The organism is Dyella ginsengisoli, assembly GCF_044904665.1.
Taxonomy (GTDB): domain Bacteria; phylum Pseudomonadota; class Gammaproteobacteria; order Xanthomonadales; family Rhodanobacteraceae; genus Dyella_A; species Dyella_A ginsengisoli.
Genome location: NZ_JADIKM010000003.1, coordinates 53,373 through 79,374, shown reverse-complemented (window position 1 = coordinate 79,374; position 26,002 = coordinate 53,373). Strand labels below are relative to the sequence as shown.

Below are 26,002 nucleotides of genomic sequence, written 5' to 3'. Positions count from 1 at the left end.
ACCCCTCCCTTCAAGGACGAAGACCATGCCTAACCTCGATACGCACAATCTCGACGCGATGTCCGGTGCCACCTACTTTGTGGTGGGCCGGGGAACGGAAGGCGGCCCCGCCTCATACCGCTTGAGCATTGCAGGCATCACGGCCGGCACCTCCGACCCGAACTGGGGCCACGCTGACAGGATCAAGGCGAACAGTGGCTATTCAATCGGCACGATCCAGGTGGATCTCGGCCAGCGCGGCGCCTGGGCGCTCGGCTCCACCGATGGGGGGGCGCTCAAACCAGGAGAGACCACATATGTGGATGCGATCATTGGTCAGGCATCCGCCTATGCGAAGGCGCACGCCCTCCCCTTCACTCAAGACCAGGCCCAGCTGCGCGCCGATCTACTCAGCCACGGCAATGGCAAGGAACATCGAGGCACCCTGGCCTTCATCGATACCGACACCCGCGACAGCATCAATGCATGGGCGTCTTCCGAGGAAGGGGAAAAGTGGATACATAAAAATATCGACTATCCACAGGTGAAGAACGCCACACAAACCGCGATGGACATGCTCGACCAGAACGGCAAGAACGTTCCGGAGGATCACCGCCTGGAAGCCATAGCGATACTGGCGAAGACCGCAAACCAGATGCCTAGCGCGTTGAAAACCTACGAGAAGGTACTCAAGGACGGCGGCGACTACAGCGATGTGCTCGCCACCGCCAATGACATCCATCGCAGGCTCGACTGGTACGACGGCCCCAAGGCCGCAGCGATCGCCAAGCAGTACAAGCAGGCTCACGACGACCCGACGGTGGCCGCCGCCATCGATCGCGCACATACGAAGGTGGGCGACGCTGATTTCAACCCGTTGAAGTCGGCCAACGACCCGGACATCGAGCAGGCGCTTAAGGCCATCGGGCAAGGTCATCGCAGCCACCACACGGTGTTGCACCAGGGCTCGCATGGCCATGCCGTCGTCGCGTTGCAGACCGAACTGGCGCAGCTCGGATTCACCGACTCCCATGGCCACCGGATAAAGCACGACGGCGATTTCGGGCCTTCCACACGCTTTGCCGTCGAAACGTTTCAGCGCAAGCACAGCCTCAAGGCAGACGGCATCGTGGGCCACGACACCGCCGAAGCCCTCAAGCACGCCACCCTGCAGCAAACCGCCCTCACCGCACTCACCCTCGACCATCACCAGCACCCCGGCCACCCCATGTTCCAGCAGGCGCTGGCCGGCGTCGGTCAGCTCGACCAGGCGCAGGGGCGCGCGACGGATTTCCGCAGCTACAACCTCTCCGGTGCATTGGCGCTGGCGGCGCGCAAGGAGGGGCTGGAGCGGATTGACCAGGTGATCCTGAGCGAGGATGCCTCGCGCGCCATCGCCGTGCAGGGCGACATCCGCTCGCCGTTGCGGCGGTTTGCCGATGTGGATGTGGTGAGCGGCGTCAGCACGCCGCTGGCGCAGAGCAGCACGGACTGGTCGCAGTTCCAGACGCCGGGGATGCAGAGCGTGCAGGCGCCCACGCCGTTGATGCAATCGGCGGATGCGCAGGTAGCGCAGCCTTCGATGCAGCGGTGAACGAAAAAGGCCCGGCAATGCCGGGCCTTTTTGTAGGAGCCAACGCGTTTCTCTGCAGCCGTTGAGCGGGGCGAGGCTTTTCGCTTCGGTTGCTTCCCCCTCACCCTGCCCTCTCCCCCGCGAGCGGGGGAGAGGGTTCAGGCTCGCTAGGTTCAAGCTCACCAGGGTTCAAGCTGAGCGAAGCGGTGCATCGCGGTCTTACATGTTGCGCCGGTACTCGCCGCCCACGTCGTACAGCGCGTGGCTGATCTGGCCGAGGCTGTGGGTCTTCACCGCTTCCATCAGCGCATTGAACAGGTTGCGGCGGTCGCGGGCGGTGTTCTGCAGGTAGGCCAGGCCGTGGCCGTCGTGGGCTTCGGATGCGGCGGTGGCGTCCTCGGGCACGTGGGTGAGCTCGGTCTCGCCCTGCGGGGCCAGCTTGTTGCGCACGGTCTGCCAGGTTTTGACGTTGGCGATCTGCTGGGCTTTTTCTTCTTCGGTGGAGCGGATCAGCTCGATCTCGGTGGCGATCTCGCCGCCGTGGTCCTTGGGCAGGAAGGTGTTGACGCCGATCAGCGGCAGGCTGCCGTCGTGCTTCTTGTGCTCGTAGTACATCGACTCTTCCTGGATCTTGCCGCGCTGGTACATGGTGTCCATAGCGCCGAGCACGCCGCCGCGCTCGCTGATCGCCTCGAACTCCTTGTACACGGCCTCTTCCACGATGTCGGTGAGCTCCTCCACCACGTAGCTGCCCTGCCAGGGGTTCTCGTTGAAATTGAGCCCCAGCTCCTTGTTGATGATCATCTGGATCGCCACGGCGCGGCGCACGCTCTCTTCCGTGGGCGTGGTGATGGCTTCATCGTAGGCGTTGGTGTGCAACGAGTTGCAGTTGTCGAACAGCGCGTACAGCGCCTGCAGCGTGGTGCGGATGTCGTTGAACTGGATCTCCTGCGCGTGCAGCGATCGGCCGGACGTCTGGATGTGGTACTTCATCATCTGGCTGCGCGGGCTGGCACCGTAGCGCTCGCGCATGGCGCGCGCCCAGATGCGGCGGGCGACGCGACCGATGACGGTGTATTCCGGGTCCATGCCGTTGGAGAAGAAGAACGACAGGTTGGGCGCGAAGTCGTCGATGTTCATGCCGCGCGCGAGGTAGTACTCGACGATGGTGAAGCCGTTGCTCAGGGTGAAGGCGAGCTGGCTGATCGGGTTCGCGCCCGCTTCGGCGATGTGATAACCGCTGATGCTCACCGAGTAGAAATTACGCACCTTGTGGTCGACGAAGTACTGCTGGATGTCGCCCATCATGCGCAGCGCGAATTCCGTGCTGAAGATGCAGGTGTTCTGCGCCTGGTCTTCCTTGAGGATGTCTGCCTGCACGGTGCCGCGCACGCTGCTGAGCGTTTCGGCCTTGATCTTCGCGTAGGTCTCGGCGTCCACCAGCTGGTTGCCGGTGACGCCGAGCAGGCCCAGACCCAGGCCGTCGTTACCGGCGGGCAGATCACCGGCATAACACGGACGCTGGCGGCCTTCGAACAGTTTGGCGATTTTTTTCTCTGCCTCGGCCCAGCGGGTGGCGTCGGCCTTGAGGTATTTCTCCACGTTCTGGTCGATCGCGGTGTTCATGAACATCGCGAGGATGATCGGCGCCGGGCCGTTGATGGTCATGGAGACCGAGCTGGTGGGCGCGGACAGGTCGAAGCCGGAGTACAGCTTCTTCATGTCGTCGAGCGTGGCGATGTTGACTCCGGAGTTGCCGATCTTGCCGTAGATGTCCGGGCGCGGCGCCGGGTCTTCGCCATACAGGGTGACCGAGTCGAACGCGGTGGACAGGCGCGTAGCGGCGCCGCCCTGGCTGAGGTAATGGAAGCGGCGGTTGGTGCGCTCGGGCGTGCCTTCGCCGGCAAACATGCGGGTGGGGTCTTCGCCGCTGCGGCGGTACGGATACACGCCACCGGTGTACGGGTAGTGGCCGGGCAGGTTTTCCTTGCCGAGGAACAGCAGCAGGTCGCCCCAGTCTTTCGTCTTGGGCGGCGCGACCTTCGGCACCTTCTGGTGGCTGAGCGAGGTGCGGTAGTTCTCCACGCGGATGATCTTGCCGCGCACCTCGTACTCGTTGACCTCGGCGGTGACGGAGTCGTACAGCGCGGGCCAGCCGCGCAGCTGCTCGATGGCCTCCTTGCTCAGCTCGCCGAGGGCGGCGTTGTAGCGCTGGCGGAGCAGAAGGAGAGAGCGATCCACTCCCCTCTCCCCGTGGGAGAGGGGCTGGGGGTGAGGGTTCGGGGCTTGCGGGGACTGGTTCGCTCCGGACGTACCCTCACCCTCGGTCCCTCTCCCGGGGGGAGAGGGATGCAATGCGTCGCTGCTGTAGAGATCCAGCGGCTTGGGCAGTGCGGGGTCACCCAGCTCTTTCAACGACTCGTAGTAGTGCTGCGCCTTGCTGGCGAACTCAGCCTGTTTTGCGATGGATGCATTGATACCGCGGCCCTGCTCGGCGATCTCGGCGAGGTAGCGCACGCGGTTGCCGGGGATCAGCACGGTGGCGCGCGGCTCCTTCAGCGTGGTGTCGAGGTGCGGCTGCCAATCGCAACCGCCCTTGTAGGAGCCCACCTTGTGGGCGACCTCGCTGTCAGGGGTGGCCTGGTCGCGCACAGGGTGCGCTCCTACACCGAGGTGCAGCTTCTCGCGCATCAGGCGGCAGAGGTTGGTGAACATCCAGGTGATGCCCGGATCGTTGAACTGGCTGGCGATGGTGGGGTAGACCGGCACGTCCTCGTCCTTCATGGCGAAGGCGGTGCGGTTGCGCTTCCACTGCTTGCGCACGTCGCGCAGGGCGTCTTCGGCGCCGCGCTTGTCGTACTTGTTGAGCACGATCAGCTCGGCGAAGTCGATCATGTCGATCTTCTCCAGCTGGCTGGCCGCGCCGTATTCGCTGGTCATCACGTAGACGGGGAAGTCGACCAGGTCGACGATTTCCGAATCGCTCTGACCGATGCCGGCGGTTTCCACGATCACCAGGTCGTAGGGCTGGCTCTTGAGGAAGTCGATGCAGTCGTGCAGCACGGTGTTGGTGGCCGCGTGCTGGCGACGCGTGGCCATCGAGCGCATGTAGACGCGGTGCGAGCGCAGCGAGTTCATGCGGATGCGGTCGCCCAGCAGCGCGCCGCCGGAACGTCGACGGGTCGGGTCCACCGCCAGCACGGCGATGCGCATCTGCGGGAACGCCTGCAGGAAGCGCAGCAGCAGTTCATCCACCACGCTCGACTTGCCGGCACCGCCGGTGCCGGTGAGGCCAAGCACGGGCGTGTGCTTGCCGGCCAGCTGCCACTCCTTGCGCAGGCGGTGCAGGTCGGCGTCGGTGAGGCCGCCCTCCTCGATCGCCGAGAGCATGTGGCCGATGCTGATCTCGTTGTCGATGTCGACGCTGGGCACGCCCGCGCCGTGGCCGCGCGCGTGCTCGGTGGCAGCCTTGCCGGCGCGCGCCATCACGTCCTCGATCATCTCCACCAGGCCGAGCTTCATGCCGTCGTTGGGGTGGTAGATGCGCTCCACGCCGTAGGCCTGCAGCTCCTTGATCTCTTCCGGCGTGATGGTGCCGCCGCCGCCGCCGAACACGCGGATATGGCCGGCACCGCGCTCCTTGAGCATGTCCACCATGTACTTGAAGTATTCGACGTGGCCGCCCTGGTAGGACGACAGCGCGATGGCGTCGGCGTCTTCCTGCAATGCGGCGCGCACCACGTCTTCCACCGAGCGGTTGTGGCCCAGGTGGATCACTTCGGCGCCCTGCGCCTGGATGATCCGACGCATGATGTTGATCGCCGCGTCGTGGCCGTCGAACAGGCTGGCGGCGGTGACGAAGCGCAGCGGCGTGGCTTCGCCCGGGGTACGCGCGTGCTGGGTGTCGCCGGCAGTGGGGACGTGCTTCGGCTGGGAACTCATGGCAACTCCGAACGGCTTGTCTGAACCGTGCAATTCTAAAGGGGTTGCCCGTTACGCGCTTGTCGCAGTGCGGTGGCCGCCCGGCGTGGCGCCGGTTGGGGTACGACGATTCCGGTGTCAGGGGAGACTGCTCGTCACTCTCGAACGGCGGATTCGCCATTGCGGAATCGCGAAGCGGGGAGCCCCTGGCGCGGCTGCCTCACCGCCTTTTCGCGGGGGAGCCGTGTGTCATCGCGTGTGCCATCGCGTGTCCCTTCCCGGCTCTCGACGGCGTCATTCCCGCGAAAGCGGGAATCCATCTTGCTTTTGCATCAAGAGCGAAAGTGGATTCCCGCTTTCGCGGGAATGACGGCGGGGTGGGATTGGCGTCGAGGTGGGATTGGCGTCGAGGTGGGGGCGTCGAGGTGGGGGGCGTCGAGGCGGGGTGGCGCCGAGGCAGGAACGGTGTCGATGTGGATGGACTGGACCACTCCCATGACGCGAACGGTATGGCGAGCTGGCTGCATCGCAGCTAATGCACGTAGTTGATCGCGATCGCCGGGGTCACCGAACGGGTCGCGTTTTGTCCGCCGGGGATCACCCGCACGCCGAGCAGCACGCCCACGTTGGGCGTCCAGCTGTACTCCACCGCCGGCGCGAAGCCGAACGCCTCGCTGCGTGGCGAACGGATGGATACGGGCGCGGGAAGTGTGCCCAGCGGATCGTCGACGCCGCGCACATGCGTGGGATCGTTGCGGCTGTAGGTGAGATCCAGCGCCAGCACCCAGCGGCGGCTCAGGCTGTATTCGAACGAGGTGCCCAGGTAGAAGCTGTCGCCCGGATACGCCTTGCCGCGAAACGCGGGTCCGGTGCCGTAGCTGCTGACGCCGGCGAGGTCGGCGTGGCGCGACCACGTGCGGGTGACGTTGAGGCGCACGCGCAGGATGCGGCCGCTGGGCATCCAGAAGTAGCTCTGCGCGTTGAGCCCCAGCGTGTTCGCCCACGCGCCGCTGCCCATGCCGTCGGCGGCGCGTGCCAGGCGCTGGTAGCGACCGGTGGGCACGGCGAGTTGCCATTGCAGCGCAATGGTCGGCAGCCAGCTGCCCTCGCGGAAGCGGGTGAAGCGGTACTGCGCCTGCAGGATCTGGTCGCCCGCGCCGATGCCCGAGCTGTTCGGCCCGCCGTGCATGGCGGTGTAGCCGATGATCGGGATGGCGCCCACGGTGAGGTCGTCGGTAAGGCCATAGAGCACGTAGGCGCGCGAGCCGAAGTTGTCCGCGCCGTCGGTCATCACGTTGTAGACGTAGGGCTCCACCAGCACGTGGCCGCGTGGCAGGGTCTCGGCGGAGTTGGCCAGCATCGGGCCGGTCCACCACGCGTCGTCGCGCGACTGGCGCGCAGCGCCGGTGTCCTGCGCCGACGCGGTGGTGGCGATCAGTGCGAGCCAGCACGCGCCCAGCCACGCCAGGTTCGGTCGTCGTCGTCGCGTTCTCGCCGGCTGCCTCTGCCTGCCCATCCCTACCTCCCACGCGCTACTGGTGGCCGCACCTTAGGCAGTTAAGTGGTTCAGTCGAATAGCCACTTGGCTATGATCCTGCATAGCCACTTGGAGCCTGACATGAAGCGCGTAGCCGACAGCCTGCTGCCCCCGATCGCGCTGGATGCCGCCGGCGGGATTCCGATCTACCGGCAGCTCTCGGACTGGCTGCGGCGCGCCATCGTCGACGGCCAGCTGCGCCCGGGCCAGCGACTGCCTTCCACCCGTGCGCTGGCCGGCGAACTGGCGGTGTCGCGGCTGCCGGTGTTGAGCGCGTACGAGCAATTGCAGGCCGAGGGCTACCTGGAAACCTTCACCGGCTCGGGCACCTGCGTGGCGGCGGCGATCCCGCTGGGCATGGCGGCGCCGTCGCCCCGCGCCCGCGGCAAAGCCGCCGTGGTCGCGCCATCGCCGGATCGACGCCTTGCCGCTCGCGCGGCGGCGATGGCGCCCACCGAACAGACCTGGCTGGAGAGCCAAGGCGCGTTCCGCATCGGCCTGCCGGCGCTGGATGCGTTCCCGCTCGATACCTGGGCGCGCCTGCTCAGCCGACACGCGCACCGGGCCGGCACCGACGCGCTGGTCTACGGCGATGCGCTGGGCTACCTGCCCCTGCGCGAGGCTATTGCCGACTACCTGCGCACGGTGCGTGCGGTGCGCGCCGATGCGGCGCAGATCATGATCACCGGCGGGGCGCAGCACGGGCTGCAGATCTGCGTGCATGCGCTGCTCGACCCCGGCGACAGCGCGTGGATGGAAGAACCCGGCTACCCCGGCGCGTACCAGGCGCTCGCCACCGTGGGCGCGCGGACGGTGCAGGTGCCGGTGGATGACGACGGGCTGGACGTGGCCGAAGGCATCCGCCGCGGCGCAGACGCGCGACTGGTCTACACCACCCCGTCGCACCAGTTCCCACTCGGCGTGACGATGAGCGCCGCACGGCGCATGCAGTTGCTGCAGTGGGCGGCGCGCGAGGGCCGCTGGATCGTCGAGGACGACTACGACGGCGAGTACCGCTTCGGCGGCAAGCCGGTGGCGTCGCTGCAGGGGCTGGATACCGATGCGCGGGTGATCTACGCCGGGACCTTCAGCAAGGTGATGTTCCCGGCGCTGCGACTGGGCTACCTGGTGCTGCCGAATGATCTGGTGCCGGCCTTCCGCGCGGTGCGCGACGCGCTGGATACCTGCTCGGCCACCCTGCCGCAGCGGGCCATGACCGACTTCATCCGCGAGGGGCACTTCGCCCGGCACATCCGTCGTACGCGGGTGCTCTATGCGATCCGGCGCGCGGCGCTGCTGGAGTCCATCGAGCATCACCTGCCGGGTCGCCTGCAGGTGATCGGCGCCGAGGCGGGCATGCAGCTCACCGCGCTGCTGCCCGACGAGGTCGACGATGTGGCGCTGTCGCGGCGGGCCGCCGGGGTGGGCGTCTCGATCCGTCCGCTGTCGCCCTGCTATCGCGGACCGCAGCGTCGCAACGGAATGATCCTCGGCTACGGCGCCGTGGATGGCCCGACGATCGACGAAGGCATCCGCCGGCTCAAGCGCTGTCTTTAGGCATGCCCTTCGCGGCGGCGATCAGGCCAGGCCGAACGGCAGGTTCGGCGAGGCCACCACGCGCTCACCCACCGCCGCACCACCGGCAAAGGCCAGCACCGCATCGATCACCTCCGGCGCCTCGAGCACGCGGTGATGCCCCAGCCCCTGCGTGGTGAACAGCCGTGCGCCGGGCCAGTGGCGGGCGTAGCGTTCGCCCTCGTCCCACGGCACGTCGGCGTCGTCCAGGTCGTGCACGACCAGCCCCGGCTGACCCAGCGCAGCGGCGTGACGGTGCATCTGCAACTGCTCCACCGGCACGCCGGTGCGCGCCACCAGCCAGTCGTAGAACGATCGACGCAGGTGCTCGCCCAGGCGCACGAAGCGGAAGTAGCGCGTGGCCGCCGCATCCATGTCTGCCGCTGGCGCGATCAACGCCAGTCGGCGCGCGCGCCAGGCACTGTCCTGGGCCAGTACCAGCGCCGCTCCGCCGAGCGAATGGCCGATCGCCAGCTCGGCATCGCCGTAGTGACGCCCGACCGCACGCACGGTGTCGGCGAACTCGGGCAGCGTGCAGTAGCGCCCGTCGCTGAGCCCGTGTGCCGGCTGGTCGAAACTCACCACCGCCAGCCCGAGCGCGCGCAGCCGCTGCACCCATGGACGAAAGCGCAGCCCGAAGCTGGACCAGCCGTGCACCAGCAACACGTACGGTTGCGTGGCCGGATCGCCCCACACGTAGGTGGCGATGCTGCAGCCGTTGACCACGAGGCGCTCGCGGCGCATGGCCGGATCGGCATCGGCGGCACGCGCACGCGCGCGGCTGCTGGCAAACGGCGTGGCAAACAGGCGGGCGGCACGCTCCACGGTGCGCCGCGGCGCCAGGCGTCCGCCCAGCGCGAAGCCGGTGCGCAAGGTGGCCAGCTTGAGGCGGGTAGCGAGATTGGCGCGGTGAGTGGTCGGGGACATGGGCGTTTCCTCAGGCCTGCCAGCTTCGCCACAGGCGCTCGAAGGCGGCCTCCGCCCGCGCGCTGGCGGGCTCGAAGCCGAACAGGCCGGCGTCGTGGTGCAGGCCGAGAATGAGTGCATAGATCTCGAAGGCGATCTGCTCGGGATCGGCATCGGCACGAAAGTGGCCCGCGTCGATCGCCAGCTGCGCCGCCTGGGCCAGCACCTCGCGCCACTGCGATTGCTGGCGCACCACGCCGTCGTGCAGCGCGCCTTCGCGGCCGTCGTACTCGCTGACGGCCGACAGCAGCACGCAGCCTTCGGCGTGCGCGCACGACCAGTCGAACCAGCGACGCACGATGGCGCGCAGGCGCGGCAGGCCGCGCGGTTCGTGCAACGCCGGCACCATCACCGCGGCAGCGAAGCGCTGCGCGCCCGCGTCGAGCACGGCCAGTTGCAGGTCTTCACGAGAGCCGAAATGGGCGAATACACCGCTCTTGGACATGCCCACGTCGGCGGCCAGGTTGCCGATGGACAGGCCTTCCAGCCCGTCGCGGGTGGCCAGCGCGTAGGCGTGGTCGAGGATGAGCTCGCGCGTCATGGCGCGCTTGCCTGGCGTGTGGGTGGCGGACATGCGTGGAAAATAGCACGACCGTTCGTTCTTTTACATCCCCGCTTGCACGAGCCGACTACGCCCGCCGCGACTATCCTGACCGCCTCGTCATCCACAGGGAGTTCCACCATGCGTGTCGCTTTTGCCGCCACCGTCCTCGCCGCCGCCGTGTTGAGCGGCTGCGCCACCTCGCCCACCGGCCGGTCGCAGCTGATGATCGTGTCCGACGCGCAGATGAGCCAGATGGGCATCGCGGCATTCAACGATCTGCGCAAGCAGGGCAAGTTCGTCGACGCGCCGGGCGAGCGCGCTTACGCCACCTGCGTGGCGAACGCACTGGTCGCCCAGCTGCCGCCGCCGTGGAACGCCAACCAGTGGGAAGTGCAGATCGTGGGCGACGACAGCGCCAACGCCTTCGCCCTGCCCGGCGGTCGCATCGGCGTGAACCGGGGCATGTTCAAGGTGGCGACCAATCAGGACCAGCTCGCCGTGGTGCTGGGCCACGAGCTGGCGCACGTGGTGGCCCGCCACGGCGCCGAGCGCGTGTCGGACAACTACGCGGCGCAGGCCGCGGTGGCCGCCGGCACCATCTACGCCGGCACGCGCGGCACCGACACCGGCTATGCGGCGGCGGCGCTGGGCCTGGGCGCGGAATTCGGCATCCTGCTGCCGTTCTCGCGCACGCAGGAAAGCGAGGCCGACGTGCTGGGCCAGCGCTACATGGCGCAGGCCGGCTTCGACCCGCGCGCGGCGGTGACGCTGTGGCAGAAGATGGGCGCGCAGGGTGGCAGCAAGCCGCCGGCCTTCCTGTCCACCCATCCCTCCAGCGGCAAGCGCGCGCAGGTGCTCGACCAGCAGGCACAGCAGCTGCTGCCGGTGTGGCAGAAAGCCCGCGCGGGCAACCACGCGCCGAACTGCCGCCTGTAAGCGCACACCCTTGCCGTCGCCTGAATATGGCGATCCACGCGGGTCAACACCGCGGCCGCTGGGTCGTTTTTCCCCGGGCAGCCGCGCCTGGCGGCGATGATGGAGGACAGCATGATCACGATGACCCGCAAGCTCGCCCTGCTCGCCGCGCTGGGACTGGCCGCCACGACGGCGGCCAGCTACGCCCCGCCGGCCAGCGCCGCGCAGGTATCGGTGGGCATTTCCGTCGGCGTGCCCCCGCCGCCGCCGCGCTACGTGCGGGTGCCGCCGCCGCGCCGCGGCTACATCTGGGCGCCGGGCTACTGGCGCTGGGAGCCGCACGCCCATCGCCACGTGTGGGTGGGCGGCTACTGGGTGCGCGTGCGGCCGGGCTACCGCTACGTGCCGGAGCACTGGGTGCATCACGGTCGCCACTGGCGCTTCGAGCGCGGCCACTGGGTGCGATGACTTGACCCACCCCGGTTGTTGCGCCGCGGCAGCAACCGCCCGGGGGACGTACTAAACTGCCGGCCCCAAACCGAGCCCCAGCCCCCGCTGGGGCTTTGATTTTCAAGCCGTTGGCTTTTGTTTCCGCCGGAGAGGGCCGCACGCTGCGGCTCTGTCCTACCCCGTGCGGCCGCCTTCCCCGGGCGCCGTCAAACCTGGAGTCACCGTTCGCATGATCTTTGAAACCATCGCCAAGACGGATCACGAGGAAGTCGTGTTCTGCCAGAACAAGGACGCCGGCCTGAAGGCCATCGTCGCGATCCACAACACGGTGCTGGGCCCCGCGCTGGGCGGCCTGCGCATGTGGCCGTACAAGACCGAGGCCGAAGCGGTGAACGACGTGCTGCGCCTGTCGCGCGGCATGACCTACAAGAACGCCGTGGCCGGCCTCAACCTGGGCGGCGGCAAGGCGGTGATCATCGGCGACCCGAGCAAGGACAAGTCCGAGGCGCTGTTCCGCGCGTTCGGCCGCTTCGTCAATTCGCTGGGCGGGCGCTACATCACCGCCGAGGACGTCGGCATCGACGTCAACGACATGGAATACGTGTTCCGCGAAACCGAGTACGTGACCGGCGTGCACCAGGTGCACGGCGGCTCGGGCGACCCCTCGCCGTTCACCGCGTTCGGCACGCTGCAGGGCCTGATGGCCGCCCTGCAGTTCAAGCACGGCAACGAGGACGTGGGCAAGTACAGCTACGCCGTGCAGGGCGCCGGCCACGTCGGCATGGAGTTCATCAAGCTGCTGCGCGAGCAGGGCGCCAAGGTGTTCGTCACCGACATCAACAAGGAACTGGTGCAGCGCGCGGTGGACGAGCTCGGCTGCGAGGCGGTGGGCCTGGACGAGATCTACGACGTCGACGCCGACGTCTACTCGCCGTGCGCGCTGGGCGGCACGCTCAACGACAAGACCATCGATCGCATCAAGGCGAAGATCATCTGCGGCGCGGCCAACAACCAGCTGGCCACCAACGAGATCGGCGACGAACTCACCCGCCGCGGCGTGCTGTATGCGCCGGACTACGCGGTGAACGCCGGCGGCGTGATGAACATCTCGCTGGAGATCGACGGCTACAACCGCGAGCGCGCCATGCGCATGATGCGACAGATCTACTACAACCTCGGCCGCATCTTCGAGATCAGCAAGACCGAAGGCGTGCCGACCTACCTGGCCGCCGATCGCCTGGCCGAGGAGCGCATCGCGCTGATCGGCAAGATCAAGCTGCCGCACATGGGCAACGGCGGCACCCGCTTCCAGGGCCGCATGCGCGGTCAGTAAGCACCCCGCACCAACGCACCGCGAGAAACGCCGGCCCTGTGCCGGCGTTTTTTTATGCACTGCAGCAAACGCGGCGCCGGCCGAAGTATCCTCGCGCCAATGCCTGCTGCCGCTGCCCTCGTCCATGCCTGGCGCCGCTTCCGCGGCTCGGACCGCTATGCCGAATGCGTGCGCGTGTTCCTGGCGCTGGGCGGCATCGTGGCGTGGTGCCTGGCGCGCGGCGAGCAGGCCGCGGTTATCCCGGCCCTGCTCGGCGCCATCGCCTGCGCGCTGGCCGAGACCGAGGACCACTGGCGCAACCGGCTGGGAACGCTGCTGGTCACGCTGGGCTGCTTCGCCGCCGCCTCGATCGCGGTGGAGTGGCTGTTGCCCTCGCCGTGGCTGTTCGCACTGGGGCTGCCGCTGGCCACCTTCGCGCTGGTGATGCTGGGCGCGGTGAGCGGCCGCTACGCCACCATTGCCGGCGCCACGCTGATCCTGTCGGTGTACACGATGATCGGCGTCGATGCGGCGCGCGGCAGCGCATTCGATCCGCTGCACGAACCGCTCCTGCTGCTGGCCGGCGCCGCGTGGTACGGCGTGCTGTCGCTGCTGTGGAGCGCACTGGCGCCACAGCAGGCGCTGCGGCTGTCGCTGGCGCGGCTGTTCGATGCACTGGCCGATTACCTGGACGGCAAGGCCGCGCTGTTCGCGCCGATGCACGGGGTGGATCGCGACGCCCTGCAGCTGGAGCTGGCGATGCGCAACGAGCGCGTGGTGCAGGCGCTCAACGCCACCCGACTGGTGCTGGTGGACCGCATCGGCACCCGTCGCCCGCGCGGCCGCACGGCGGCGCGATTGCAGCTGTATTTCATGGCGCAGGACATCCACGAGCGCGCCAGCTCCACCCATCATCCATACGATGCGCTGGCCGAGGCGCTGTTCCACTCCGACGTGCTGTTCCGCTGCGCGCACCAGCTGCAGCTGCAGGCGACCGGCTGCCGCGAACGCGCCACCGCGCTGCGCCTGCGCACGCCGTTGCCGGAGTCGCGGCGTGCGCGCGCCGCGCTGGTCGACCTGCGTGAGGCGATCGACCTCGCCGCGCACCAGCGGCAGGCGCCGGCGGCGGACATCCAGCGCTCGCTCGACGCGCTGGCGCGCAACCTCAGTGCGATCCAGGCGCGGCTGGATGACGAGGCCGGTGCTCCATCGGACGCGGAAACCGGCAGCGCGCTGCAGGATCCGGCACCGCAATCGCTGGCGCAGGCGTGGGCGCGCATCCGCATCCAGCTCACGGCGCGCTCTATGCACTTTCGCCACGCGGTACGGCTGTCGCTGGCCTTGCTGGCCGGCTACGCCGTGCTGCTGGCACTGCATCCGCGCAATGGCTACTGGATCCTGCTGACCACGCTGCTGGTGTGCCAGCCCAGCTACGGTGCCACGCGCCGCCTGCTGCTGCAGCGCGTGGCCGGCACCGTGCTCGGCCTGCTCGCCGGCTGGGCCACGCTGAAGCTGGCACCGTTCGGGCCGTGGCAGATGGCGCTGATCGTGCTCACCGGTGTGGCCTTCTTCGCCACGCGCCAGCGTCGCTACACGCTGGCGACCGCCTTCATCACATTGTTCGTGATGCTGTGCTTCAACCAGATCGGCGACGGCTACGCGGTGATGTGGCCGCGCCTGCTCGACACCCTGCTCGGCGCCGGCATCGCAGCGCTGGCGATCTACACGGTGCTGCCGGAATGGCGCGGACGCCGCCTCGACCGGGTACTGGCCGAGGCGATGCGCAGCGACGCGCGCTACCTCGCGCAGATCCTCGAGCAGTACGCCAGCGGCAAGCGCGACGACCTCGCCTACCGCGTTGCCCGGCGCGATGCGCACAACGCCGACGCCGCGCTCAGCGGCCTGCTCGCCGACATGCTGCGCGAGCCCGATCGCGCCCCGGCCAGCCGCGAGGCGATGCTGCGCTTCCTCACCGACGCGCACACGATGCTGGGGCAGCTGTCGTCGCTGGGCGCGCACCGGCCGGCGACACCGCGTGCGCTTGAGCCCGCGATCCGGCACGAGGGCGCCCGGGTGGTGGCCACGCTCGATGCGTTCGCCGATGCGCTGGACGGACACGTGGACCCGGCACGCGATGTCGCAGCCACCCCCGTCGAGGCCGCCGCGGACGGTGACGACACCACGCGCTTCGTACTCGCCCAGCTGGCCCGGGTGCTGGCGCTGCACGGGCGTTTGCGTGGGCACGCGCAGGCCTTGCGCAGCGCCTGATCGCCCCCGGCCGACGGCCGCTGCGTTGTGCGTCGCGCCAAGGCCGGATGCGCCGCGCGCGCTACCATGCGAGGGATTTTTTTCCTGACATGGAGTTGCACCGCATGCGCCCGTTCCCCCTCGGCGAAGACATCGACCTGCTGCGCGAGACCGTGCACGCCTTCGCGGAAAAGGAGATCGCCCCGCGCGCCGACCAGATCGACCGCAACAACGCGTTCCCGGAAGACCTCTGGCGCAAGTTCGGCGACCTCGGCCTGCTCGGCATCACCATCCCGGTGGAGTACGGCGGCAGCGGCATGGGCTTTCTCGCGCACACGGTGGCGATGGAGGAGATTTCACGCGCCTCCGGCTCGGTCGGCCTGTCCTACGGCGCGCACTCCAATCTCGCGGTGCAGAACATCTTCCACAACGGCAACGAGGCGCAGCGGCAGAAGTACATCCCCAGGCTGTGCTCGGGCGAGTACGTCGGCGCGCTGGCGATGAGCGAGCCGGGCGCCGGCTCCGACGTGGTCGGCTCGATGAGCTGCAAGGCCGAGCTGAAGGGCGACGTGTGGGTCGCCAACGGTTCGAAGATGTGGATCACCAACGGCCCCGACGCCTACGTTCTGCTGGTGTACATGCGCACCGCGCCGCGCGCCGCCGGCAGCCGCTGCATGACCGCCTTCATCGTCGAGAAGGGCATGAAGGGTTTCAGCACCGCGCAGAAGCTCGACAAGCTCGGCATGCGCGGCTCCAACACCTGCGAGCTGGTGTTCGAGGACTGCGAGATTCCGGCCGAAAACATCGTCGGCGAAGTGAACGAAGGCGTGCGCGTGCTGATGAGCGGTCTGGACACCGAGCGGCTGGTGCTCTCCGGCGGCCCGCTCGGCCTGATGCAGGCGGCGCTCGACCTCACCCTGCCCTACGTGCGCGAGCGCAAGCAGTTCAACGCGCCGATCGGCACCTTCGGCATGATGCAGGCCAAGGTGGCCGACATGTACACGGCGCTGCAGTCCTCGCGCGGCTTCGCCTACATGGTGGCGCAGCAGCTCGATGCCGGGCACAAGTCACGCATCGACCCGGCCGCCTGCCTGCTCAACGCCTCGACCAACGCGGTGAAGGTGGCGCTGGAGGCGATCCAGTCTCTCGGCGGCAACGGCTACATCAACGAGTATCCGGCTGGCCGCCTGCTGCGCGACGCCAAGCTCTACGAGATCGGCGCCGGCACCAACGAGATCCGCCGCATGCTGATCGGCCGCGAGCTGTTCCACGGCAAGAGCTGAGTCATCCGACGCCCGATGCCCGAATGAAAACGGCCCGCGCAATGCGGGCCGTTTCTTGTTGCCAGCACCAAGGATGCCGTCAGAACGCGAGCCGGTAGTTCAGCGTCGCCATGCGTGCATGGTCGCGCTGGCCCAGGTACTGGTCCACGCCCAGCCCGAAGCTGCTGCGCGGGGAGATCGTCCAGTCCAGCCCCGTGCCGATCATGCCGCCGTAGCGCGCGACACCGATGCCGCCCACCGGTGCCCACTGGTTCACGCCGGTGAAGCTGGCCTCGAACACGTCGCCACGCAAACCGAAGGCGCGCTGCCACTGCAGGTGGCTGGTCCACTCCAGGCGCGAACCGTTGCCCAGCGTCCAGCCCTGGCTGGCGCGCAGGCCCACGCCCGCCTGCCAGCGCGCGATGGTCTGCGAGGGCGTCTTCAGGCCAAAACCGCTGCCGCCGGTTTCGCTGAAGGCATCGCGGCGAATCTGCGCGTACTGCAGGTTGGCGTAGGGCGTAAGGTGCATGCCGCCGATGCCGAAGCGGTAGCCGCTTTCGCCATAGGCCACACCGTAGCGGCCGTTGGCATTGCTGGCCACGCCGCTGCCGAAGCTGCCCAGTTGCACCGAGCGGCGCATGGTCTCGCGATAGTGGCCCGCTCCGAAGCGACCCACCGCGTACCACGAGCCTTTCACCATGCCGCCGTAGAGCATCGCTTCCATCGCGTGGCTGCGGCCCTGATCGGCCGACTCGGCGAGGCGACCCAGGCCATCGGCCTGGCTGATCGCGTAGCCGGCAAAGCCGTTCGCGCCGAGGCGGCGGTCGGCACCGGTCATCCAGCCGTTGAGGTCCACGCCCACGTTGCCGTAGCCGGCGCGCGACATCGAGCCGTGATAGCCGAGGTTCTGGCTCCAGGCGCTGGCCTGCGGGCCGTCGAGCAGTTGGTCGACATGGTCGGACAGCGCGCGCGTGCCCGCATCGATCGCTTCGAAGGTCATCGCCGCGCTGGCCGCATGCAGCTGGCCGGACAGGCTCTGCAGCGAGCTCTGCAACGCGGCCGTGCTCATCACATGCTGCAGGCTCGCCGCGCCGGCGACGAACTCGCTGCCCACCGGTGAGACCGAGCTGACGCCACCGCCGAACTGCGCGTTGAGCTGCTCGAACGCGCCCTGCACGCGCTGCGCCGCGCCGAACGACGCGGCGGTGTAGCTGGCGCCCGCCACCTGGGTGACGTTCACCTGGGTCACGTTGAGCCAGGCGCTGGTGGCGTCGTAGTTGAGCGTGGCGCTGAGCAGCACGTTGTTCGGCGTATTGAGCGCGTCGAACGTGCCGCTCAGGCCCTGTCCGGTGGTGAGCACGTTGGTGTGCGAGCTGATCGTGTAGTTGGCGTTCTTGTCGTAGACGTAGAGGTCGCCGCCGTTGAGCGTGGCGGTGCCGGTCACCGTGAGCGACGAGCCCAGCGACAGCGCGAGCCGCCCGCCGGCCTGCTGGGTGTAGTTGCCGCCGACCGTGGTGCCGCCGGCGTTACCCAGGTCCAGCGTGCCGGCGTTGTCGATGCTGCCGTCCACGTGGTTGGCGCCAAAGCCGGCCAGCGCGGAGATGTGGACGTCGCCGGCCAGGCTGTTGGCGATCACGCTGCCGGCCAGCACCTGGGTCCCACCGGTGTAGGTGGATGGCTGGCTCAAGGTGAGCGTGCCGCTGCCCTCCTTGATCAATCCACCCGGGCCGGAAATCGCGTTGTCCCAGCTGGAGCTGCCGCTGAAGCTCACGGTGACCGGGCCCCAGTTGAACTGGGCCGGCCCCTTCACCGCCTTGCCCACGTCGAGCAGGCCGTAGCCGAAGGTGGCATCCACGCCCGGCGCGCCGAGATCCTTGGCGGTGCCCAGCAGGGTCTGCCGGACCAGGTCGTTGTTGAAGTACGGGAAGGCCTGCCACACGTCGGCCGCCGCGCCGGCCACCGCGGGCGTGGAGAACGAGGTGCCCGAGACCACGTAGTAAGTGGGATGCCCGGCGGTGTCGTCCGCGCCGGTGACGATCACGTCGCCCGGTGCCACCAGGCAGTAGTTCATCGCCTTGCCGCAGGCGTTGGAATAGCTGGCCAGCTGGGTGGGATGCAGCGTGTCGAGCGCCGCCACCGCCAGCCAGCCGCGCTCGAGGTCGTGCGCGTAGTACGGAATGGCGGCGGTATCGGACGGCTCGCTGCGACTGTCGTTGCCGGTGGCAAACACCACCAGCCCATCGTGGTCGACCACGAACGGACGGAACGCGTCGCCGAACGCGGTGCCCACCGCCGCCGCGTTGGACGGGTCGAAATACAGCCCGCCCCAGGAATTGTTCATCACCTGCACGCCCTGGGTGATCAGGTCCGGCAGCAGGTACTGGCCGAAGAAATCCGCATCGGACGGCATGACCTTGTTGCCCTGGCCCGAGCCGTCGTCCTTCGGCGGCGTGTCGTTGATGATGCGCGCGGACACCAGCGTGGCATCCGGCGCGATGCCTCCGGGCCACTGGCCGAACGGCTGACCGGCGGCGATCTGCGAGGTCCACGTGCCGTGGCCCACCACGTCGCCCTTGGTGGTGTCGTTGGTCGCCGGGTCGACATAGAGGAGCAGCGCCTTGACCCGTCCGGTGAGTGCCGGGTGATTGGAATTGATGCCCGTGTCGACGATGCCGATGGTGACGCCCGCGCCGGTAAAGCCGGCCGCGTGCGCGGCATAGGTGTCGGTAAGCGCCAGATGCGAGTCGAAATCCGGCTGCGCGGTCGGTGTCGGCGCCGGCGGCGGAGCACTGGTCGGACGCACGTTGCCACCCCCGCCTCCGCAACCGGCCAGCCCGAGGGCGGCGGCAATCATCAACGGCATGCGACGCGGCATCAGCGCCAGTCCTGGCTTGCTCATCATGGTGTCTCCCCCGGCAGCGTGATCGTAAGAACGGGTGGCGGCCCCTCCGCCAACCTGTGTTCAACGCGGCCTGTCGCATTACACCCTACCGGCGACCGGCTCGCCAGATCGGTGCGAGCGGCGGTTTGCCGCCCTCCGTCGGCGGCTGCGATAATCGAAAAGTCCCTACCGCGCCACCGCGCCCCAGGTATCCCCGGAGAATTCCATGTCTGACGTCAGCGTTGTGATCGCCGGTGCCAAGCGCACCGCCATCGGTTCCTTCCTCGGCCAGTTCACCGGCGTGCCCACGCCCAAGCTCGGCGCCACCGCGATCAAGGCCGCCCTGGAGCAGTCCGGCGTACCGGCTGCGGACGTCGGCGAGGTGATCATGGGTTGCGTGCTGCCGGCCAACCTCGGCCAGGCGCCGGCCCGCCAGGCCTCGATCCACGCCGGCCTGCCGCTGTCGGCCGGCGCCACCACCATCAACAAGGTGTGCGGCTCGGGCATGAAGGCGATCATGCTCGGTCACGACCTGATCAAGGCCGGCTCGGTCGGCGTGGTGGTGGCCGGCGGCATGGAGTCGATGACCAACGCTCCGCACATGGTCAACGCCCGCACCGGCATCCGCTACGGCGACGGCCAGCTCGTCGACCACATGGCGTGGGACGGCCTCACCAACCCGTACGACGGCAAGGCCATGGGTGTGTTCGGCGAACTGTGCGCCGACAAGTACCACTTCACCCGCGAGGAGCAGGACGCGTTCGCCACCGCCTCGGTGAACCGCGCGCTGGAGGCGCAGAAGAACGGCGCCTTCGCCGGCGAGATCACCCCGGTCACCGTGGCCGGCCGCAAGGGCGACGTGGTGGTGGACACCGACGAGCAGCCCGGCCGCTCCGACGTGAGCAAGATCCCCACCCTGCGCCCGGCGTTCAAGAAGGACAACGGCACCATCACCGCCGCCAGCTCCTCCAGCATTTCCGACGGCGCCGCCGCCGTGGTGCTGCTCTCGGCCGACGATGCCAAGGCGCGCGGCCTCGCCCCGCTCGCCCGCATCGTGGCGCACGCCACCCATTCGCAGGAGCCGGAGTGGTTCACCACCGCGCCGGTGGGAGCGATCCAGAAGGTGTTGGCCAAGGCCGGCTGGAAGGTTGAGGACGTGGACCTGTTCGAGATCAACGAGGCCTTCGCCGTGGTGGCGATGGCGCCGATCCGCGAGCTGGGCATTTCGCACGACAAGGTCAACGTCAACGGCGGTGCCTGCGCGCTCGGCCATCCGATCGGCGCCAGCGGCGCGCGCCTGGTGGTGACCCTGCTCAACGCGCTGAAGGTGCGCGGCCTCAAGCGCGGCATCGCCACGCTGTGCATCGGCGGCGGCGAGGCGACGGCCATCGCGGTGGAACGCATCGACTGAATCGTCACGCGCCCGGGCCGACAATCCCGGCGCCCCTCAAGGCAAATGCTTAACGGCCGGGTTAATGGGTTTTCGCGTTACCGAGAAAGCGGTAGCGACTTTCACGCGAACGAGCTATTAATACGCGGCCACACGGCATTCCACGGCAAAGGAGATCCACTATGAAGTTCACGCGTACCCTACTCGCCTCCGCGCTCGTCGCGCTGCTGGCGGCTTGCAGCAACGGCGCGCAGGATTCCGCGCAGGACGCCCAGAAGTCCGCTGACCAGGCTCAGCAGGCTTCCGACAAGGCGCAGCAGGCTGCTGCAGCTGCTCCGACGGCGGCCACCGAGCAGGCGGCTGACCAGGCCAAGATGGCTTCGGACACCGCCTCCATGGCGGCCGATCAGGCCAAGCAGGCTGCCACCGCGGCTTCTGCTGCTGCCCCGGCCTCAAGCATGAGCGCCTCCGGCAACGGCATGATGAAGGATGCCAAGGACGCGGCTTCCAACGCTGCTGACGCCGCCGGCAAGGCCGCCGACGCTGCCAAGAGCGCCGCCGACAACGCCAAGGACGCCGCGAAGGACGCCTCGGGCAAGTAATCCGCCCGCGGGTTTTTCAACGCAGAAAACCGGCCACCTTCGGGTGGCCGGTTTTTTTTGGCCTGGGAATCAACTGGTAAACCGACGCGTTCGATAATCCGGCGAATAAAAAGCCCCGGTTTGCACCGGGGCTTGGACACCGTCGCGAGAACGGTCCAGAACGAGGGGATGTCTGATTTTGCCCGTCATCCCGGCTTGCGCAGGAATGACGGGCGAAAAGCAGGTTGTTCAGACCTTCCCTAGAAGTCCTGGGTGAAACGGATGCCGATCGTGCGCGGCTGGTTGGTCACCGTGTAGACCTGGCCGTTGGGATACTGCGGCACCACGCCATGCGCAGCGCATACCGCCTCGGCGCACTCGGTGTACTTGTACAGGTCGGCACGCTTGTCGAACACATTGTTGATGTACAGGTCGACCGAGAAACTGCTCCACTTGTAACCGCCGGAGAGGTCGAGCGTGGTGTAGGCCGGCAGATCGCCGACCAGGCTGTTTTCGAGCGAGCGCAGGTCCGACCGGCGCTTGCCGACATGCACCACGGCACCCTGCACGAACGCCTCGTTGTCGCCGACGTCCCACGAGTAACGGGCAACCAGGTTGCCCTTGAACTTGGGGGTGACCGGCAGCTGGCTGCCCTTCGGGGCTTCAGGCGTGGGGCACTCGGTGACCGGCTTGCCGTTGGCATCGGTATAGCCGCAATAGTTCGCCGTGAGTTTGGCGTCGTAGAAGGCCACCCCGCCGCTGAGCTGCAGGTTGTAGGTGGCGGCCCAGTTCAGCTCCGTTTCCATGCCGCGGACGCGAGCCTGGTTGGCGTTGCGGATTTCGGTCAGGCCGTTGGCGCCCAGGATGCTGAACTGGAAGTCTTTCCAGTCCTCCTGGAACACCGAGCCGTTGAACGAGAGCCGGTTGTTCATCCAGGTGGTCTTCCAGCCCAGCTCGTAGTTGGTCAGATAGTCCGACTTGTACGGCGGCAGTGAGCCGCGACGGTTGATGCCACCCGGGCGATAGCCTTCCGAACGGGTGGCGTAGACCATCTTGGTCGGCGTGATGTTCCAGGTCAGGTTGATCTTGCCGAGCGAACCGGTTTCCTTGACGTTCTTGTTGAAGTCCAGGCACGGCGCGCCGCGATACGGCGTGGGCGAGATGCAACCGGCCTGGCCATAGCTCGAATTCGGCGAGAAACCCGAACTGAAACCGTAGAAACCGCCCAGGCTGTTGTCGGCGCGGAAGTAGCGTCCGCCGATGGTGGCCGTGAGGGTGTCAGGGATCAGGTCATAGGACAGCTCGCCGAACACCGCCTCGTCCTTGTCCGTGCGCACCTGCTCGGTCAGCCAGATGGTGCTCGGCCAGCCCGGCACCGTGAGCGAGTCGGACAGGCCGTTGATCATGTAGCGCTGTTCGATGTCGTGCACCGACTTTTCCCAGAACAGGCCACCGACCACCCGCAGGCGATCCTCCTTCGGCGACGCCAGGCGCAGCTCGTGGCTGTCCACGGCGTAGTGGTCCTTGCCGATGATGTACTGGGAAGGATTGATCAGCGCGCCGTTGTTGTCGTAGATGTAGGTGCCGTAGCCGGCCAGCGTGTCGTACCAGAACGAGTAATCGCTGTAGTCGTTGTGCTCTTCCTGGTCACGCTTGAGGTGCGCGTAGGCGTAGGTCAGGTCGAAGTTGCCGATCTTGCCCTGCACCGTCATGGCCGCCTGCCACCAGCGGTCGGTCGTGCGCTCGGGGTAGAAGTGGGTGATCGACAGATCCCCAAGCGCCGTATCGCTGGCCATGTTGCCGTTGGCGATGGTCTTCTGGCCCATGAAGGTGCCGTTGATCGACCAGTCGTCGTTGAGGTCGACCTTCAACGCCGCGCGCGCGCCGTTGATGTCGTTGTTGTTGTAGTTCTTCTTCGCCGCATGCGTGCACACCAGCAAGGCGCTCGGCGTGCACGAGGGTGCGTTGCTGACGGTGCCGCCCCAGCTCGGATAGGTGCGTGTGCCGGGAACGTTGTCGACGTAGCCGGCGTCGCGCTCGTGCCAACCCACCAGGCGGATCGCGGCGGTCTTGGTGAGCGGCACGTTGATCATGCCCTCCACCACGTGGCCGATGCCGCCATTGGCGACGGAGTTGATGCCGGCGCTGTAGCTGGCGGCGAAGCCCTCGGGGTCTGGCTTGTTGGTGATGATGCGCAGGGCGCCGGCCTGCGCGCTGGCGCCGTAGAGCGAGCCCTGCGGACCGGCCAGCACCTCGACGCGGGCGATGTCGTACATGTGGATGTCGAGCGGCCCGGTGACCGTGGTGACCGGCTGCTCGTCCAGATACACGCCCACGCTGGGTCGCGAAGCGGAGTGGTTGCCGTCGCCGCCGCTGGCGATGCCACGCATGTAGATCTCGGAGAAGCCGGGCCCCAGGCTCTGGTACGACACGCTGGGCAGGTACTTCACGTAGTCGTCGAAATTGCTGATGTGCAGCTGCTCGATCTTCTCGGTGCCCAGCACCTGGATGCTGATCGGCACCTTCTGCAGGTTTTCCGTGCGCTTCTGCGCCGTCACGGTCACGGTGCTGAGCTCGGCCACCTTCTGGTCTTTCGGCGGTGTGGTGGACGACGTCGTGCCGGCGTCCTGAGCGAACGCGGGCGCGGCGATGGCCAGGCAGATCGCGGCGGCCAACGGCATGCGGGACAGGCGCCTGCGCGCGTTCCCGGAAGCTGGTGTATTGCGGTATCGATGCATCGGTTCCCCTCCCTCAAAGAAACAACGTGGATTTATGGACTTCGGTGTTACCAGACTTCCCCGTCTTGCGGCACCGCGGGATATGCCCGCAGCACCTCTCCCAAACCCTGTTCGAGCGGACCCAGCCAGGGGGCGTAATGCCGCCACTGGTCCATACCCTCGCGATAAATCGGCCGGCGCACCTGCTCGGAGCTGGCAGTGCGCACCGGGCGCTCGTTCTCGAAGAAGCGCAGGCAGGCCTCCTCGAACGGCAACCCGCAGTGCGCCAGCAGCCGGCGCACCTCGCCTTCGGTGTCCTCCACCATGCGCTCGTAGATCACCCGGTGCACGCGTCCGGGCAGCACCGCGTCGAAATGCGCCATCAGGCGCACGTAGTCGGTGTAGTAACGGGCCAGGTCGTCCAGCCGGTAGCTGAAACTCTGGCCGCGTGCGAAGTGCTGCTTGAAGCCGGAGAAACAGCACGCCATCGGATGCCGGCGCGCGTCGATGATGATGGCGTTGGGCAGCATCAGCTGGATCAGCCCGATGTGCATGAAGTTGTTCGGCATCTTGTCGATGAACAGCGGTGCCGAGGTCTTGCGGTGGATGCGCGTGTGCGCCAGGTAGCGCTCGCCCAGCTCGCGCAACGCATCGGCGTCGAGTCGCGCCAGCACCTCGTGGTACGGCATCGCGCCATCGCTGTCGGCCTGCTCGCGCAGCAGCCGGGTGATCGAGGTGATCTCCGGCAGCTCCATCGTGCCTTCCACCTGGCTGTGGCTGGAAAGGATCTGCTCGATCAGGGTGGAGCCCGAGCGCGGCAGCCCGACGATGAAGATCGGGTCGCGCGCATCGCTGCCGCTGCCCGCGCGCTCGGCAAAGAACTCGCGCGTGTACTGGCGGCGGATGTGCTCCACGCGTGCGTGCGTCTCGGCCGGGTCGTAGTGCAGCTGCGCATGGCGGCGCGCGTTGCCGGCCGCGTAGTGAGCGAACGAGGCCGCGTACTCGCCGGCATCCTCCAGCGCCTTGCCCAGCGCGAAGTCCAGATGCAGGCGGTCGTCGTCGGACAGGTCCGTGCGTGCCAGCTGCGCGCGCATGGTGGCGACGTCGGCGTCGCTGAAGCGGAACGTCTTGAGGTTGGCCAGGCTCCACCACACCTCGCCGAACGACGGCAGCATCGCCAGCGCGCGGCGATAGGCCTCGATCGCGCGCGCGGTCAGGCCGGCGGTCTTCAGCGCGTGGCCGTAGCTCATCCACACCTGGGCGTTGTCCGGGTATTCGGCCAGCAGCGCGGCGTAGAGATCGATCGCGGTGGCGTAGTCGCCGGTCCGGCACAGCACCACGGCCTTGAGGTTGCGGTGGGCCGGATGCTCCGGCTCGACCGCGAGCAGGCGTTCGATCTCGACCAGCGCCTGTTCCGGCTGGTTGCTCCGGTGCAGCAGCAGCGCGTAGTTCTGCCGGGCGGCATGGAAGCCCGGGGCCAGTTCGAGGCAACGCTCCAGCAGCTGCCGGGCCTCGTCTTGCCGGCCGACCCGCGCCGCCAGCTCGGCGAACATGCGGATCGCCGCCACGTCGGTGGGCATCTCCCGCAGATGCTCGCGCAGCAGGCGCTCGGCATCGGCAATGCGGCCCGCCGCCAGCGCGGCGCCCGCGGCGAGCAGGCGGGGATCGTTGGCGCCATGGCGTACGTGATTCACGTAGGCCTCGCCGGCGGCCTCCACCTCACCCATCGCATGCAGTTGGTCGCCCAGCAGGCGCCAGGCCTGCGGCAGGTCGGGCTGCAGCGCCACCGCGCGGCGCAGCGCAGCGATCGCCTCGTCCAGCCGACCGGCCTGGATCAACGCCAGGCCCAGCTCGAACTGCACTGCCGCCCATTGGGGCTGCGAAGCCGCCAGCGGTTCGAGCACCGCCAGCGCGCCCTCCAGCTTGCCTTGCGCCGCTCGCGCCGCGGCCAGCAGCCGCAGTGCGGCCGGATGTTCCGGCACGACGCGGAGGATTTCCGTGGCCTGCTCCTCGGCCATCGCCGGATCGCGGTCGAGCAGGCGGGCGGCGTGCGCCAGCGCCTGCTCGAAGCTGCCCACGGCCGCCGTCACCGTCATCGGGCGTGGCCTCGCGACGGATCGTCGGGCATGGGCATGGCGCTTGGCATGGTGGC

General features: G+C 68.0%; 16 protein-coding genes. 9 read left to right on the top strand and 7 right to left on the bottom strand.

Annotated features, from left to right (window positions below; genetic code table 11):
- The first annotated feature begins 25 nt into the window (after nucleotides 1-25).
- Nucleotides 26-1,573 (top strand): XVIPCD domain-containing protein, encoded by a 1,548-nt coding sequence (locus ISP17_RS10365; protein WP_404632818.1) that lies wholly within the window; start codon nucleotides 26-28, stop codon nucleotides 1,571-1,573.
- Between the two features lie 198 nt (nucleotides 1,574-1,771).
- Here ISP17_RS10365 and ISP17_RS10360 read toward each other — a convergent pair whose 3' ends face one another.
- Both ISP17_RS10360 and ISP17_RS10355 read right to left on the bottom strand, forming a co-directional pair.
- Nucleotides 1,772-5,494, bottom strand: coding sequence for a methylmalonyl-CoA mutase family protein (locus tag ISP17_RS10360; RefSeq protein WP_404632817.1), 3,723 nt, complete (start codon nucleotides 5,492-5,494; stop codon nucleotides 1,772-1,774).
- A 511-nt stretch (nucleotides 5,495-6,005) separates the two neighbouring features.
- Nucleotides 6,006-6,989 carry a transporter gene (locus ISP17_RS10355; protein ID WP_404632815.1) on the bottom strand — a complete coding sequence of 328 codons (984 nt, stop codon included), beginning with the start codon at nucleotides 6,987-6,989 and terminating at the stop codon, nucleotides 6,006-6,008.
- Between the two features lie 102 nt (nucleotides 6,990-7,091).
- Between ISP17_RS10355 and pdxR the strand changes: the two genes are divergently transcribed.
- Complete coding sequence (gene pdxR, locus ISP17_RS10350) at nucleotides 7,092-8,567, top strand: MocR-like pyridoxine biosynthesis transcription factor PdxR (protein ID WP_404632813.1); 1,476 nt, start codon at nucleotides 7,092-7,094, stop codon at nucleotides 8,565-8,567.
- Between the two features lie 21 nt (nucleotides 8,568-8,588).
- Here the strand turns inward: pdxR and ISP17_RS10345 are convergent, their stop codons facing one another.
- Nucleotides 8,589-9,512 (bottom strand): alpha/beta fold hydrolase, encoded by a 924-nt coding sequence (locus tag ISP17_RS10345; RefSeq protein WP_404632811.1) that lies wholly within the window; start codon nucleotides 9,510-9,512, stop codon nucleotides 8,589-8,591.
- 10 nt (nucleotides 9,513-9,522) lie between these two features.
- Nucleotides 9,523-10,125, bottom strand: a complete 603-nt coding sequence (locus ISP17_RS10340; protein WP_404632809.1) for a TetR/AcrR family transcriptional regulator — start codon at nucleotides 10,123-10,125, stop codon at nucleotides 9,523-9,525.
- Nucleotides 10,126-10,233: 108 nt separating this feature from the next.
- On the opposite strand from ISP17_RS10340, the gene ISP17_RS10335 reads away from it, so the two are divergent.
- From ISP17_RS10335 to ISP17_RS10315, 5 genes are all read left to right on the top strand, one after another.
- Nucleotides 10,234-11,031 (top strand): M48 family metallopeptidase, encoded by a 798-nt coding sequence (locus tag ISP17_RS10335; RefSeq protein WP_404632807.1) that lies wholly within the window; start codon nucleotides 10,234-10,236, stop codon nucleotides 11,029-11,031.
- 111 nt (nucleotides 11,032-11,142) lie between these two features.
- Nucleotides 11,143-11,478, top strand: a complete 336-nt coding sequence (locus tag ISP17_RS10330) for a hypothetical protein (protein WP_404632805.1) — start codon at nucleotides 11,143-11,145, stop codon at nucleotides 11,476-11,478.
- A 211-nt stretch (nucleotides 11,479-11,689) separates the two neighbouring features.
- Nucleotides 11,690-12,793 carry a Glu/Leu/Phe/Val dehydrogenase dimerization domain-containing protein gene (locus tag ISP17_RS10325; protein WP_404632803.1) on the top strand — a complete coding sequence of 368 codons (1,104 nt, stop codon included), beginning with the start codon at nucleotides 11,690-11,692 and terminating at the stop codon, nucleotides 12,791-12,793.
- Nucleotides 12,794-12,892: 99 nt separating this feature from the next.
- A complete protein-coding gene (yccS, locus tag ISP17_RS10320) occupies nucleotides 12,893-15,040 on the top strand; it encodes a YccS family putative transporter (protein WP_404632801.1) in 2,148 nt (715 codons plus the stop codon).
- Nucleotides 15,041-15,144: 104 nt separating this feature from the next.
- Complete coding sequence (locus tag ISP17_RS10315) at nucleotides 15,145-16,302, top strand: isovaleryl-CoA dehydrogenase (RefSeq protein WP_404632800.1); 1,158 nt, start codon at nucleotides 15,145-15,147, stop codon at nucleotides 16,300-16,302.
- A 79-nt stretch (nucleotides 16,303-16,381) separates the two neighbouring features.
- Here ISP17_RS10315 and ISP17_RS10310 read toward each other — a convergent pair whose 3' ends face one another.
- Nucleotides 16,382-19,183 carry a S8 family serine peptidase gene (locus ISP17_RS10310; protein WP_404632799.1) on the bottom strand — a complete coding sequence of 934 codons (2,802 nt, stop codon included), beginning with the start codon at nucleotides 19,181-19,183 and terminating at the stop codon, nucleotides 16,382-16,384.
- A 205-nt stretch (nucleotides 19,184-19,388) separates the two neighbouring features.
- Between ISP17_RS10310 and ISP17_RS10305 the strand changes: the two genes are divergently transcribed.
- The gene (locus ISP17_RS10305; RefSeq protein WP_404632797.1) at nucleotides 19,389-20,573 is read left to right on the top strand and encodes a thiolase family protein; all 1,185 of its coding nucleotides are present in this window, start codon (nucleotides 19,389-19,391) and stop codon (nucleotides 20,571-20,573) included.
- Between the two features lie 161 nt (nucleotides 20,574-20,734).
- Nucleotides 20,735-21,154: a hypothetical protein gene (locus ISP17_RS10300; RefSeq protein WP_404632795.1), complete on the top strand. Its 420-nt coding sequence runs from the start codon at nucleotides 20,735-20,737 to the stop codon at nucleotides 21,152-21,154.
- 239 nt (nucleotides 21,155-21,393) lie between these two features.
- Here the strand turns inward: ISP17_RS10300 and ISP17_RS10295 are convergent, their stop codons facing one another.
- Both ISP17_RS10295 and ISP17_RS10290 read right to left on the bottom strand, forming a co-directional pair.
- Nucleotides 21,394-23,814, bottom strand: coding sequence for a TonB-dependent receptor (locus ISP17_RS10295; protein WP_404632793.1), 2,421 nt, complete (start codon nucleotides 23,812-23,814; stop codon nucleotides 21,394-21,396).
- A 104-nt stretch (nucleotides 23,815-23,918) separates the two neighbouring features.
- The gene (locus ISP17_RS10290; RefSeq protein WP_404632791.1) at nucleotides 23,919-25,946 is read right to left on the bottom strand and encodes a tetratricopeptide repeat-containing sulfotransferase family protein; all 2,028 of its coding nucleotides are present in this window, start codon (nucleotides 25,944-25,946) and stop codon (nucleotides 23,919-23,921) included.
- Between the last annotated feature and the right edge of the window lie 56 nt (nucleotides 25,947-26,002).